Below are 13747 nucleotides of genomic sequence, written 5' to 3'. Positions count from 1 at the left end.
CCCACCCTCACACAAACCAAGGGGTTACTCGACCAATCCACATCCCGCACCGAAAATGTGCCCCTGAGGAAAGAAAGTGTCGAGTTAACTAAAAATCCTTGAGGGGTTAGTCATGAATGACGCGGGGCACGCGGGAGGCATCTCGACCTTTACACCTCCCCCACCCCCTGATCCATACCCACAAGAAAAATAAGTCGAGTAAGCCACAAACCCCCACCCCAAAACCCACCCCCTCACACAAACCAAGGGGTTACTCGACCAATCCACATCCCGCACCGAAAATGTGCCCCTGAGGAAAGAAAGTGTCGAGTTAACTAAAAATCCTTGTGGGGGTTAGCCATGGATGACGCGGGGCACGCGGGAGGTATCTCGACCAATTCGTATATGTTCAGTCAGATACACAGATGTAGGTGAGAATAAGTCGAGTTACCTTCAGGTTAGGTAGCCCTTCGAGTGACGCATTCCTTGTGCGCTGTTCACCGTGGCATGCATGAGCCTAGTTTTCGGATTACCCTCAATCCGCATCTTTTACGCCCCACAGATCCCTCTCCGATACCATCTGAATAAAAGACAGTATTACGTCGATGCCCAAGTTTCTTCCCTGCCCAACGAACGTACCTGTGGGATTGCGAGGAAAGCGAGTGCAGCGGGGACAAAGACGAAAGTAACCAGTAAATGTACTGCCCCGAACCCATATTCTTGGACCACCAAACCTGAAGTCCATACCCCAAGTGGCATGAATCCCATGGCTGTCACAGTCATGATTGATGAGGCTTTACCAATGAAATGTGCTGGAGTGTATGCCAAAAAATAACCGCTGAGCACAGCGTTAAATAGCGGCAAGCTGAAAGAGAAGACTCCTAAGTAGAAGAAGTAGTGCCCTACGCTATTGTGCACAACCAACATGGACATGCTCACAGCGAAAAGCCCTACAGTTGTATAAAGAACAACGCCACCTTGAAGCCGTGAAATAACATAGGTGGAGATCATCGCCCCAACAAGCCCCACAATGCCGTAAAAGGATTGGAACGTTCCCAATAGGGTTGTTCCCGATTGCTGGGAGGATAGAAACAAGTAGGCACTATTTAAGGTGGCTGACATGCTGAAATTAAGCAGTGGGGCGAACCATACAACAGCAAAAATAATTGGTGAGCTGCGGATTACACGAAACGTTTCCCAGTAGCTATGGGCATTTTCTTGCGTGCTGCCAGTGGCAGTTTCAGAAATTTTTATCCGAGAAAACACAACGAAAGCACAAAGGTAGGTCAGGCAGTTAAAAAGGAACGTTGAGACCATTGCGAATACGTGCAAAGATGCACCAATGATCGGCCCACACACAGTGCCAAATGAGTAGCGCGCCTGATTGATGGCCATCGCTTTGCCCATATGCTCAGCACTGACTACGTGCTTCACCAGCACCTTTTCCGCTGGAGAAAATAGTGCTGACGCCGTTCCACTCATCAGCGCAGCACCCACGAGCACGGCAAGCGGTGCCCCCTGAAACCCTATGTGGGTGATCACCACAGCGGCAACACCAAGAAACCCTACTATTACAGAGAGCATAATAAGGGTTCGTGGTGGATACCGATCAGCGTAATATCCTGCGGGAATGCCCACCACTACGGTAGCTAACACCACGCAGCCGCTGACAAAAGAAGCAGCAAAGGAAGAGTGGGTCATGCCAAGCGTGTAGGCGAAGAAGGCAAACAGTGACACACTCACCCCGAGTGTGTTCACGGTGTGCCCGAGCATCAAAAGTCGGTAGTTTCTATTCGCAAATAGCCCCTTCGCCATGCACCCTACACTTTCCTGTTTTACCGCTCATGCACTCCTAGGCTAAACCATGCTTTCGTTGTTTTGGTGTTATCACCACAGGAGGGCAACACGTTTTCGACTTCTCGTTGTTCCATGTCGACGGTGAAGGTGCGGCCGTCGATAAGCGTGATCGTCGTATCAGCAACCTGCGCCATACCCAGCATGATCTTCTCCCCCTGCTTCGCTAGGTGCTCAAAAACAGCGACCTCCGCCGCCTGCTCTTTCGCATGTAATGTGCCGCGCCCGCGATTGCCCGGCAAGAAAAGCTCACCACGGTAGGCGTGGTGGACCATATCCGCAGCGGCACGGGAATTGAGGTGCCCATAGTAGTAACCCCACGGAAATAGGACCATGCTGGGGGCGAAACGATGCCCCTTTGTGTGACTGCATTCCCAAATGTGGGCGGTGGGAAGTTCCCGCACCAGCGCCTTAGCCACGGGGCGGCCTTTGATTGCACAGCAGCGGTCGCGTTTCGCGTGGGTACACACCATCACAAGGGGTTCGGTGACTAGTTCAGCATTATTGCGGCCAGGACCGGTGAGGTCGAGTGTAAAAAGTTCATCAAGGGTGCGGATGGTTAACCGTTCAAGTGCTGCTTCATCGCTAAAAACCAGATAGACGGTGAGCTCTTCTTTATGTGCGTGCCCTTCGCGCCCGGGTTTGCGGATCAAGTACAACCCGGGGAGGGTTTTTAAGCGTGCTGTGTCTTCTTCGCTGAAGGTACCGCCGTCTAGAATGTCGTGGCTCCACGCGCCGGTATGTTCCAGAATCACGTAGGTGTGCCCAGTTTTGGAGGTGCCGGGAAGGGGTTCGAGTTGCACGTCGGAGCACAGCGGGTTTAAGGGTTTGAAGCTGCATGGTTCGGGTGCATAGGGGTCGTAGTCCATGGGCACTGGGGGTGTGTGCGGGGAAACGGGTGGGAGGCTGCAGGCTGTGCCAGAAAGTGGGGGCAAAAACGGCAGGGGGCAAGATTCTTGCTCGGGTTCGCGGGAGCTCATAGCTGCCATCTTAGGGGGTTCGGGGTGGTGAGGTTTGTTCTTTCGTTGCAGTTTGGCAACGATTCGTCAGAAAAACTGCACCTTGGCTGTTACTGAAGTTACTGTTGGTGTTATGAGAAGCTTGCGCCCGAATTTTCGTCCAGTCCATATCGCCCTCGCCACGCTCACCCTTGCCGCGCTCACGCTAAGCGCCTGCGCCCCAAGCCCGACGCCTGCGCCACCCCAAGATATTAATTCCACCGCCAAGGGCAGCACCCTTGCCACCACGACCACCACTCCCGCCCCAGCCGGTATTGCTGCACTGGGCAAAGCATCGATGGCGCAGAAAACCCAGCGCCCCTCCGTTCCAGCAGAACTTGTGCCAGTAACAATGCGCACGGGCGCACATGAGGGTTTCGACCGTGTGGTGATTGAACTCAAGGGCACCGGCACGCCTGGTTGGTTTGTGGATTACACTGATCAGGCAGCCCAGCAGGGTTCTGGTAAGCCGGTTGAGATCGCTGGGGATTCCACTTTAGATGTCAATATTGATGGTGTAGTACTCCCCTTTGAGCTCGGTTTAGACACCCCGCCGCTTGCACCCATTACCGGCCAGGGGGCGAAGGTTGTGCAGCTGAAATCGGTGGGCACGTTTGAGGGCCGCGCCCAGTTTGTGGTGGGCATTAAGGGCCAGAAGACCCCGTATTCGGTGGAGTTGTTAGATAATCCCACCCGCGTGGTGATTGATATTCGCCACTAGTAGGTTGCTTCTACCCGCCACCGACCCTCAACCCACAGCAGCAGAAATGCCTGTGGGTTGTTGTGTGTATCCACCCCGACGATTTGGATGCGGGCGCAGGGTTTTTCACCCAGCCACCACTCGCGCAGCACCGGCCACGGACCGGCCCATGAGTGGATGAGGTAACGCTTGGTTCCCCATTGCAATCCGGCGGGGGCGGTGCTGAAAACCGCATCGCGTGTGATGGTCACCGCCTGTCCTTGTGCCCCCACCAGGGTGCACATACTCGCGGGGTGGGCGAGTTGGGTGGGCAGTGGGGCAGGTAGTGCCCCTGGCCAGCTGTGGGGTGTAGGTGCTTCTGCCTGTTCCCCGCAGGGGTGGTAGGTGATGCGTTCGGCTACTCCCCGACCACCAACTCGCTGGGGTTGTAGGACGTTATCGACCCCCACCTGGGATTGGATGCGGCTGATTATTCGGTGGATATCTGCCTGTGTGTCGGTGTTGCCCCACAGGGTATGGGCTGTGGGGTTGGCGCATTCGATGGGGTCGAGGATAAGCTCGGTCACCCCTTCAGGCTCGTCGGCCTGCGACTGTGCGCGGTTATGGGCGTTGAGCCAGCCTTCGAGTTGCCAGCGTACGCGGTCGGCGGTGGCCTGTTCGTCTAAGGGGAGGTGGGTGCGCCAGGTGCGTTGGTGTTCGCTCTCGCCGAAGCGGGCGGTGATGGTGAGTCTCAGGCAGCTGTATCCGTGTGCGCGAAGTGTGCTGTGCAGTTCAACAGCGAGGGTGCGGGCGGCGAAGGCGGCGACGTCGATACGCGTGATGGGCTCTTCGGGAATCATGCGCACACTCATGTCTACTGTGGGTTGCGCGAGATGGATTCGGCGCGGGTTGTGCCCGCAGGCGATGTCGTGGCAGTGCACGCCGGGGGCGCCGAAGCGGGTAGCGAGGTCGCTGCGACGCAGTTTTTTCAGCTCCCCCAGCGTGCTGATGCCAAGTTGATTGAGGGTGTCAATCAGCGCAGGTTCGCAGCCGAGCGCGGGTTCTACCCCGAGAATATTTAAGGGTTGGGTGGCGAGAAATTGTGCGGATTGCCCTGGTGGCACCACTTTTCCGCAGCGTGCGGCGATGATTGCGGTGGGGATTTCATCGGCGATGCCCACGCTGCAGTCCATGCCGCTGAAGGCCACGGTGTCGAGGGCTTTTTCGGCGGCGATGTCTTCGCTGCCGTGGTAGCGCCCGGCGGCAGCGGCGTCGATAAGCACAAGCCCAGGCCGCATGATTTCGATATGCGCGGCAACAGCATCGAGACTATCGGCAATGTCGCTAAACATGCGGCCGTCGCGCTCATGATCGCGACTGAGCACAACAGCATCGGGTGCGAGAGCATGCACGTTGCGCAGGCGCATGCCGCGGCGAATCCCACGCTTGCGGGCTGCAAGGTTGCTCACTGCCACAGCGTGCTGCTCGGCGATCACGATGGGGTCGGTGATCTGTGCAAGGTTCGCCAGAACAGCAGCTTGCGCGGGCCAGTCCGGGAACCAGAGTGCTAGAGTGCGCATGCGGGCACCTGTGTGCGTGTCGACGCCGCCACACCGCCCGCCCCAATCGTGACGGTAGTGCTACGGCTCATGCCGTGCGCCTGACAACACAACTCCAAATCAAAACTGGTGATGCGCCCAGTACCGCACCCAATACCGTGGAACGTGGAGATTCTTCCACTCAACCGCACTGCGGGTGAAGCCACATCCACACCAACCATGACCACACTGGCCACCCCTTTGCGCACTTTTGCCATCAGCGGCCGGGACTGGGTTGGACTTAGGTGCGCTTCTGGACCCCGGTAGAAAATAAGATCGACCGACTCAGCAAGCGACGCAACCACATTAAGATCCGACTGGGGCACAACAATGATGGTATCGAGGCTTTCAACCCCCGCGTAGCTCAACCCTTCCCACCCCACAACACCCACATAACCACCCGCAGCAGTCGTGTGCGCAATAAGTTCAATTGCCAGCGCTGAGCTGGGGTTCATGCATGATACCGCGCCGCGGGGCAACCCTTTGTGAGGGAAGATTTCTTGAAACGCCGCAGGTACATCCACCACTTTCCGAGCCGGGGCGTGTTCGTTGATCTGCGCGCGCAACGCATCAATATGCGAACGCTGCACCGCAGATAATTTTCGAACACCTGTTTGTCTCATATCTTTTATCTAAATACACGCCCGCCCCCACTGTCAAGCACTTTGAACACACCACACTTCGCCCATTTCACCTATCAACCCCCTCACGCCCGCACCCCAACTCGACCTTTCCATCTCCCGCACGCCCGAAACCGGGGCTTGCGCATCAAAAGGTCGAGTAACCAAAAGGAAACCCCGCCCCAACAGCATGTGCCAACCCCTTCAAGCCCTCACGCCCACACCCAACTCGACCTTACCGCCTTCCGCACGCCTGAAACTAGGCTTTCCGCACCAAAAGGTCGAGCAGCCCAACAGGAGACCCACCCTACCAGCGCTTATCAACGCCCACCCCTCACCCCCACACCCAACTCGACCTTTCCACCTTCCGCACGCCTGAAACCAGGCTTTCCACGCCAAAAGGTCGAGCAGCCCAACAGGAGACCCACCCAACCAGCGCTTATCAACGCCCACCCCTCACGCCCGCACCCCAACTCGACCTTTCCGCCTCCCACACGCCCGAAACCAAGACTTCCGCGCCAAAAGGTCGAGTAACCAAAAGGGAACCCCACCTCAACAGCATGTACCAACCCCTTCAAGCCCTCATTCCAACTCGACCTTTCCGCCTCCCGCACGCCTGAAACCAGGCTTTCCATACCAAAAGGTCGAGTAACCAACGCAACTCCCGAATGCCATTAAGGCAAGGCCTAGCCAATTACCCCCACAATCAGAGAAAATACCCAGCACTAGCCCATTATTTTCTTGACAAAACCTTGGGTTGCCCCCCCCTGCACGCAAAAGTATCCATAGTGCTTTCTTGCTCTGTTAGACTGCACAGAACTCACACTGCTTTTCAGTAAGTCATTTCCCCCAAAAAGCCCAGTAGGAAGGTATATGTGATGGTTCTCAGTGCAAAGCCGGGTCGTTTTCTGATCATTCTCGCTCTCATTGTTGGCCTCGTCAGCGTTGGGCTGGGTGCGTTCGCGGTAATGAATTACGCCCAGTATTCGTGGCTGCTGTATCTCATTTTGGGCATTGGTGCCCTCACCCCCGCGCTGGTGCTTTCAACGGTCACAGTTCGCTTCACCGATAATGCTCTGGTGATCAAGCAGTACGCTTTTGAAAAAACCATTCCTTATGCCGAGATCACAGCGGTTAGCCTGCATTCAGATTTGCCACTCGTGCAAGCTTTTGGCTACAACACCGATGGTGATGGAGCTACCATGCTGTGTGCCTCTGATGCGCGGGCAGAGATTACAACCCGTACCGCCACATTCCGCTTCAGCATTAGTGAACCGGAAAAATTCGCCGAAGTCATCGCCGACAAAGTCGACTGTCCCGTGGTTTAAAAACAACCCTAACCTGCGTCGTGTTTTGGGAATATGGCGGTTCAAGTGCTGGGGGTTGAGGCAAGTATTTAAATAGCGTGTGCGAGCTGTCTTCATGCAGAACATAGCGGAGGCACCAATTGACAAAATACTGCCCATAGAAACTGATGCTCCCTTGACGCACTTATCTCACGCACACTAACATCACATTGCATAACGCCCCTTGCCGTTGACCCTCCACATATCAGGAGTGCTGCCGATGACAAGGGGCTGTACTGTGTGCTTACTGGCTTTAAAAAGCCCTAGTCCAGGTCGTGTTTTTGGGCCCAGCGGGTGAGTGCATGGCGGTTTGATTGCTGGGTTTTGCGCAAAATATTTGATGCGTGAGTCTCCACCGTCTTAATGGAAATAAACAGCTGCGCACCGATTTCCTTATAGGTGTAGCCGCGGGCAAGTAGGCGCAGTACTTCCAGCTCGCGCCTAGTCAGAGCATCAACCACTGGGTCATGGTCAATCTGTTCTTCCCGCTCCACCGCGCGATCATGCTCCGGGGAATCCACCACGCCCACTCCAGCATGCGCGTCGGGTCGGGCAAAGGCATCAAGCACAAAACCAGCAAGTCGCGGGCTAAACACTGCATCACCCTCGGCGACGCGGCGGATGGCGTCGATAAGCTCAAGCCCATCAATCGACTTCGTCACATACCCGCGTGCCCCCGCCCGGATCACAGCAATCACATCCTCAGCCGCATCAGACACCGACAAAGCCAAAAACTTCGCCGATCCCTGCGAACCGCGAATCACCGCAACCCCACCCCCATCAGGCATATGCACATCCAACAACACCACATCAGGGCACGTTGCGGCAATGCCCGCAATCGCATCAGCGACAGTACCTGCCTCGCCCACAATGCTCACCGCCTGGCCAATTTCAGCACGCACCCCGGCGCGGAAGACTGAGTGATCATCGACGAGGAAAACTTTCATACCCTCCATTTTTAGTTGCTCGCGAGCACAATCTCCACTTCCGTGCCCTTATCGGAATGAATCGCAACCTCCCCGCCAGCCCGTTTCACCCTGGCAAAAATGGAATCGCGCACCCCATGGCGATCCTGCGGAACAGCCTCAAGATCAAAACCAGGGCCACGATCACGCACATAAATCCGCAGCCCATCAAAAGTTTCGGCATACACATCAATATCGGGGCAGCCGGAATGCTTCGCCGCATTCACCATCGCTTCACGGGCAGCCAGCACACACGCTTGAGTGTTCTCCGTCAACGGCTGATCCTCCCCCACCGTCACAGGGGCGATGCGCACCCCGAAAGTATCCTCTACCTCACCGCAGGCGCGACTCAGTGCAGCAAACACCGTGGAATCCTCCTGAGGGGCAAACAGCCACTGGCGCAACTCCCGCTCCTGGCCACGGGCGAGGCGACTCACCTCCTCCGGATTATCTGCGCGCTTTTGAATCAACGCAAGCGTTTGCAACACCGAATCATGCAGCCGAGCAGCGATCTCAGCCCGCTGCTCCGCAATGAGTTTCTCCTCCCGCTGAGTGCTCAAACGCTGCAATAGGCGTAAACCGAAAGGCACCACAAGGGCAGCCACCCCCGCTAAGGTGAGCAACACAGAACCCACGGCGGCGCTAAACTGCTGCCCGTTTGTCCACTGGATTGCGCCCATAAACACCCCGCCAAGCACAAAAAGGGCACCGATAACAATCACCAATGCAGACGATTTTGAGGTGAAGCGATCATAAGCAAACCAGGTGACCACCGAACCAAAAGCGATCACCACCAACGCAATCGCCAAACCAGCAGGAACAGAACTGACCCGGAAACTCACCGCGGACGAACCAATTACCGCCACACCCACCAGCACCCACGAAAGAGTTTTAGGGAAACGATCAAGAATCTCCACATCGCCATCTTGGGTTTTTGTTAGCACCCACACAGCAACGTAGAACCATACGCCAAAGCCGCCAAAAAACGACGCAAGCACAAGCGCAACACGCACCCACGCCACTTCCACCCCTAAATGCAGCGACAAGCCCGTACACACGCCGCCGATAAAGGAACCAGGGCGGTGGCGTCGATAAGCAGGATACGCAGCAGTTGGAACTCTCATGCCCTTCATCGTTGCACGTTTTCGCACCCTTATGCCATCAGGGAACACCCTGAAATACAAAGATCAGGGGAAAACCCTGATGCATTTATCACAAGCAACGCACACAATGGGAAGTGAAGAAAGAAAAACCCCACAGTCACACTAGGAGCACAAGCACCATGAACACCACACCACAGCCCCCCACCGCCCCCACACCACAGACGTGGGATCGCATGTGGGCAACCCGCCCCGTACGCCTGCCGAAAAGTCAAGGCGGCAACGCCTACATCGCCGGAGTCTGCGAAGGCATCGGCGTTCGCTACCAAATCGATCCCACCTTAATCCGCATCGCCTTCGTCCTCGCCGCCTTCACCGGCGCCGGCTTAAGCCTCTACCTCTTGTGCTGGATGCTCTTCCCCCGCTACAGCGTGGACAAAGCCCCCGTCGAAGTACTCTTCGACAACCGCAACGGGCGCTACTCCGCCGACCAATCCACCGGTTGGGTTCTTGTCTTTACCTTCCTCTTCCTCAGCGGATCACTCGGGTTCGGCTCCCGCGGCATCATCAGCGGCACCACCTTATTCACCCTCGCCATAGGCGCACTGGTCTGGTATTTACTGCATCAGCGCACCCCACAACCCCCCGCAGGGCTGATCGCTGACTTCGCCCCACCAGCACCCGATAAAGCAACAACACCCCAACCTGAGGTCGACCTGAGCGCCTACAGCCCCGCACCCGGCTTCGACGCCGTACACCGCCCCCAACCACCAGCATGGGACCCACTCGGCACCGTCCCCGAACTGTGGGACCTGCCCGAACCTGGCCCCGCAGTTGCTCCCGAACCACCCAAGCGCACCCGTGTCTGGCCGTGGGTCGTGGTCGGCTTCGTTGTCATCGCCGTGAGCGCATCAGGTGCCATCGGAATGTTCCGTGCTGAGCGCCCCCTTGCGAATATCAATCAGACCATCACTCAGCAAGAGCAGATCCAGCCGGAATACACCACCAACGTCGGCTCCATTAACCTCGACTTCAGCAAGCTGAAAGAACTCACTGAAGATACAGACGTCACCGCCTACACCGATCTGGGTAGCATCAACGTCAGCTTACCCACAGCAGTGAAAGTGCGACTAACATGCACCACCGACCTCGGCTCCGTCCATTGCCCCAGCGACCCCGTGATTAACCCCACCGCGCCGGGCAAAACGCTCACGCTGCATCTCTCTACCGATCTCGGGTCAGTCAACGCCGACTCCCCTTAACCCCCGCGTTTATCCCCCGCATGCCCACGCACGATGCTTATCGACGCCGTGGTGTAGCGGGGGAGTTTTAGACATGCTTACGGGGTTGGTCAGATAAGGACAGGCTCGCTGCTTCCCTCATCGCTTTCTTGCGACGGCGATCCATAATCACAAACCACACGCCCGCAATCACCACCACAACGGCGAAAACATTGCCCACAATCAAGAGATTGGACACCTTACGGTTGTGCGCCTGAACAATATCCTCACCAGGGTCTACAACCACACTAGGGGCAGTGGATTCCGGGTGGAAGTTCGCAGACAAACCCAAACAATGACGCAACGCAACAACCGTTGATTCTTCCAATTTTTGTGTCTGCGCCAGTGGCTGATTGAAAGCCATATCGACCTGCGCCTTCAGTTTCGGGCTGGCGGTGGAAAACGCCCGCGTCATCGTGGCAGCCGAATGGCCCTGCTGCAACTGCTGCTGCGTTTTTTCCAGCAACACATAGGCGGCATCCTGATCCGCATCCACCGTTTTCGCCTGGAAAAAATCAAGCTCAACCTGCATGAAGAACTTTGTGGGATTTCCCGCGATCCGCGCCGAAGCCACAAGCAGATCCACATCCGAATCACTGTAGCCCGCTGGAATTAAATATTCTGAAGCCTGCCCACGCAACTCCACCACCCTATCGAGCGGGATGCCAGAAATATTGGGCACCCCACTTACCCCAGCCATCCCGTTGCCCACCAACGGGGCGGGGGCGTTTTCATAAAGTTCAGCCGCAATAGGACCAAACTCAGGCACCTCATCAATGACGTTTTCCAGCAGTTGCGGGTAACCCGACTTGCTTTCAACGAATGCTTGATAGCCGCGTGCCCCGTCGAGCGACAACACACACCGCCCCCCTTGCTTACTTACTGAGTGGAGAGCCGGTTCCTCCTCGGCGTGCGCTGGTGCTGACAAAAAGCTTGCAGTGAGTACGAGTGCGCTACAGCCGAGGGTGGTGAGAAAAACCCTCAGGTGAGAAGCAGAACCGACAATTGAGTCCATGTCGACATATTCCCACAAAAGCACCCGTATTTCCATTTTTTAAGCGATTTTTAATACTGTAGGTGGTGAGGGGGCACACTCAGTCTCATTAGTCGAGCTGCACTCGGATTTCTTCACACAGGTTGCACAATTCATCGAGCTCATCTTCATCCCACAGCTGTGCACAGCTGAACTCGTAAGGATCAAGGGAAAAATACTTCATCGCCTGCGTTAGTTGCACAAATTCTTTCGGGGAACTGTCGATACGCATCATGCGCGACCGTGCACCACGAATCCTGGCAAGATTAAAACGCCCCACCCGCTTCGACTCTAACAACAAAACCGCCACATCAAGCAGCCACAAAAACGCATACTCGGCGTGGAAGGTATTTTCCCCCACCGTAAAATCAATGCTGCCAGAAGTGAGATCACCGCCCAGGTTTTTCAAACCCGACTGTGTAAAAATCTCTTCCAAGGTGCATACTTCCGGCAACGTGTCCAAATACCGCACCAGTTCTTGACTATCGGTGTGCTCGCCAAAGAACCGACCCCAGTAACGCTCAATCATCATGGGCGATAACTCTACCCTGCTTTAAGCCCACAACGATAGGTCTCGCCGTATACAGCACAAACCCCCCTTGAAGTGCTCAGCGGAGAATAAGAATTTTCTCCACAACAGCTGTGAACACCAAAGGGGGGTATCAGTGGCTTAGAACAAGGAGGGTTTTACTCCCACTCGATGGTTCCCGGTGGCTTGGAGGTGCAGTCCAAAACCACGCGGTTGACATCCTTGACCTCGTTAGTGATGCGGGTGGAGATTTTCTCCAGCACATCATAAGGCAGGCGAGTCCAGTCGGCGGTCATCGCATCCTCGGAGGACACAGGGCGCAGCACGATAGGGTGGCCGTAGGTGCGGCCATCGCCCTGCACGCCCACGGAGCGCACGTCGGCAAGCAACACTACTGGGCACTGCCAGATTTCACCATCCAAACCAGCGTTGGTCAGCTCGGTGCGGGCAATCAGATCCGCCTGACGCAAGGTCTCAAGACGATCCTCGGTAACCTCACCAATGATGCGGATACCCAAACCCGGACCTGGGAATGGCTGGCGGTTGACGATCTCCTCAGGAAGACCCAACTCGCGGCCGACAGCACGAACCTCATCCTTAAACAGCAGGCGCAGTGGCTCAACCAGCTTGAATTCGAGATCCTCTGGCAAACCGCCCACATTGTGGTGGCTCTTAATATTTGCGGTGCCCGCACCACCACCGGATTCAACCACGTCAGGGTACAAGGTGCCCTGCACGAGGAAGTCCACGGTGGAACCCTCTGGGGAATCCGCCAAAACCTCAGACACAGCGCGCTCGAAGGAACGAATGAACTCCGCACCAATAGCCTTACGCTTTGCCTCAGGGTCAGTCACGCCCGCAAGCTTAGACAAGAATGCTTCACGCTCGTCAACGGTCACCAGCTTCGCACCGGTGGCGGCAACGAAGTCAGTCTGAACCTGTTCGCGCTCACCGGCACGCAGCAGACCATGATCAACGAACACACAGGTCAGGCGGTCACCAATAGCCCGCTGCACCAGTGCTGCCGCCACAGCGGAATCCACACCACCGGACAGGCCACAAATTGCGCGCCCAGTATCGCCCACCTGCTCGCGGACGGCGTCGATAAGCTCCTCAGCAATGTTAGCCGGCGTCCAGTTTTGCTCCAGACCAGCAACCTCAGTCAGGAAGCGCACAAGCACCTCCTGGCCGTGCGGGGAGTGCAAAACCTCAGGGTGATACTGCACACCAGCCATGCGCTTTTCAACACACTCAAAAGCAGCAACCGGCGCACCCTCAGAACGCGCGGTCACGCTGAAACCTTCAGGCGCCTGCGAAACAGCATCGCCGTGCGACATCCACACTTTGTGGGTCGCGGCTAAACCAGCGTGCAACACACCGCCATCAACGATCATGTCGGTGCGGCCGTACTCGCGGTTACCGGTGTTAGCAACAGTGCCGCCCAGCGCGTGGGTCATGGCCTGGAAGCCGTAGCAGATACCGAAAACGGGGATGCCAAGTTCGAGCAACGCTGGGTCGAGCGACGGCGCGCCAGTCTCGTACACGGAGCTTGGCCCGCCGGAGAGGACGAGCGCTGCAGGGTTTTTCGCCTTGATTTCTTCAACGGTAGCGGTGTGTGGAACAACCTCGGAGTAGATCTTCGCTTCGCGAACGCGACGAGCGATGAGCTGCGCGTATTGTGCGCCGAAGTCGACAACCAGTACCGGATTGTGCTTTGCGTGGGTGTGCGCGGGGTTCTGTTCAGTCACAATTGACTAGTTTAGCCT

The 13747-nt window shown here is 56.5% G+C and carries 12 protein-coding genes; 3 read left to right on the top strand and 9 right to left on the bottom strand.

What is annotated here, in order from left to right:
• Positions 1 to 576: 576 nt before the first annotated feature.
• Positions 577 to 1794 carry an MFS transporter gene (locus tag CFELI_RS02395; RefSeq protein ID WP_277104153.1) on the bottom strand — a complete coding sequence of 406 codons (1218 nt, stop codon included), beginning with the start codon at positions 1792 to 1794 and terminating at the stop codon, positions 577 to 579.
• A 20-nt stretch (positions 1795 to 1814) separates the two neighbouring features.
• Entirely contained in the window at positions 1815 to 2702 is an 888-nt protein-coding gene (locus tag CFELI_RS02390; RefSeq protein ID WP_374724758.1) for a sucrase ferredoxin, read from the bottom strand.
• A gap of 223 nt (positions 2703 to 2925) precedes the next feature.
• On the opposite strand from CFELI_RS02390, the gene CFELI_RS02385 reads away from it, so the two are divergent.
• Complete coding sequence (locus CFELI_RS02385; protein WP_277104155.1) at positions 2926 to 3552, top strand: AMIN-like domain-containing (lipo)protein; 627 nt, start codon at positions 2926 to 2928, stop codon at positions 3550 to 3552.
• On the opposite strand, the gene CFELI_RS02380 is transcribed toward CFELI_RS02385, so the two are convergent.
• Both CFELI_RS02380 and imuA' read right to left on the bottom strand, forming a co-directional pair.
• Positions 3549 to 5090, bottom strand: a complete 1542-nt coding sequence (locus CFELI_RS02380; protein ID WP_277104156.1) for a DNA polymerase Y family protein — start codon at positions 5088 to 5090, stop codon at positions 3549 to 3551. The two genes, CFELI_RS02385 and CFELI_RS02380, sit on opposite strands and share 4 nt — an antisense overlap.
• Entirely contained in the window at positions 5078 to 5731 is a 654-nt protein-coding gene (gene imuA', locus CFELI_RS02375) for a DnaE2-dependent mutagenesis accessory factor ImuA' (protein ID WP_290259313.1), read from the bottom strand. Before imuA' ends, CFELI_RS02380 begins: the two co-directional genes overlap by 13 nt.
• A gap of 872 nt (positions 5732 to 6603) precedes the next feature.
• Here imuA' and CFELI_RS02370 point away from each other — a divergent pair.
• On the top strand, positions 6604 to 7056 hold the full coding sequence (locus CFELI_RS02370; RefSeq protein ID WP_290259311.1) for a hypothetical protein: 453 nt from the start codon (positions 6604 to 6606) through the stop codon (positions 7054 to 7056).
• 281 nt (positions 7057 to 7337) lie between these two features.
• Here CFELI_RS02370 and CFELI_RS02365 read toward each other — a convergent pair whose 3' ends face one another.
• Both CFELI_RS02365 and CFELI_RS02360 read right to left on the bottom strand, forming a co-directional pair.
• On the bottom strand, positions 7338 to 8021 hold the full coding sequence (locus CFELI_RS02365; protein WP_277104159.1) for a LuxR C-terminal-related transcriptional regulator: 684 nt from the start codon (positions 8019 to 8021) through the stop codon (positions 7338 to 7340).
• Positions 8022 to 8032: 11 nt separating this feature from the next.
• Complete coding sequence (locus tag CFELI_RS02360) at positions 8033 to 9163, bottom strand: ATP-binding protein (RefSeq protein ID WP_277104160.1); 1131 nt, start codon at positions 9161 to 9163, stop codon at positions 8033 to 8035.
• Positions 9164 to 9321: 158 nt separating this feature from the next.
• Here CFELI_RS02360 and CFELI_RS02355 point away from each other — a divergent pair, with 158 nt between their 5' ends.
• On the top strand, positions 9322 to 10401 hold the full coding sequence (locus CFELI_RS02355) for a PspC domain-containing protein (protein WP_277104161.1): 1080 nt from the start codon (positions 9322 to 9324) through the stop codon (positions 10399 to 10401).
• Positions 10402 to 10468: 67 nt separating this feature from the next.
• On the opposite strand, the gene CFELI_RS02350 is transcribed toward CFELI_RS02355, so the two are convergent.
• From CFELI_RS02350 to guaA, 3 genes are all read right to left on the bottom strand, one after another.
• Positions 10469 to 11434, bottom strand: a complete 966-nt coding sequence (locus CFELI_RS02350; RefSeq protein ID WP_277104162.1) for a hypothetical protein — start codon at positions 11432 to 11434, stop codon at positions 10469 to 10471.
• 88 nt (positions 11435 to 11522) lie between these two features.
• On the bottom strand, positions 11523 to 11984 hold the full coding sequence (locus CFELI_RS02345; RefSeq protein ID WP_277104163.1) for an imm68 putative immunity domain-containing protein: 462 nt from the start codon (positions 11982 to 11984) through the stop codon (positions 11523 to 11525).
• Between the two features lie 155 nt (positions 11985 to 12139).
• Entirely contained in the window at positions 12140 to 13729 is a 1590-nt protein-coding gene (gene guaA / locus CFELI_RS02340; RefSeq protein WP_277104164.1) for a glutamine-hydrolyzing GMP synthase, read from the bottom strand.
• Positions 13730 to 13747: the final 18 nt, after the last annotated feature.

Source organism: Corynebacterium felinum, assembly GCF_030408755.1.
GTDB classification, from domain to species: domain Bacteria; phylum Actinomycetota; class Actinomycetes; order Mycobacteriales; family Mycobacteriaceae; genus Corynebacterium; species Corynebacterium felinum.
This window is presented reverse-complemented; position numbering and strand designations above follow the sequence as displayed.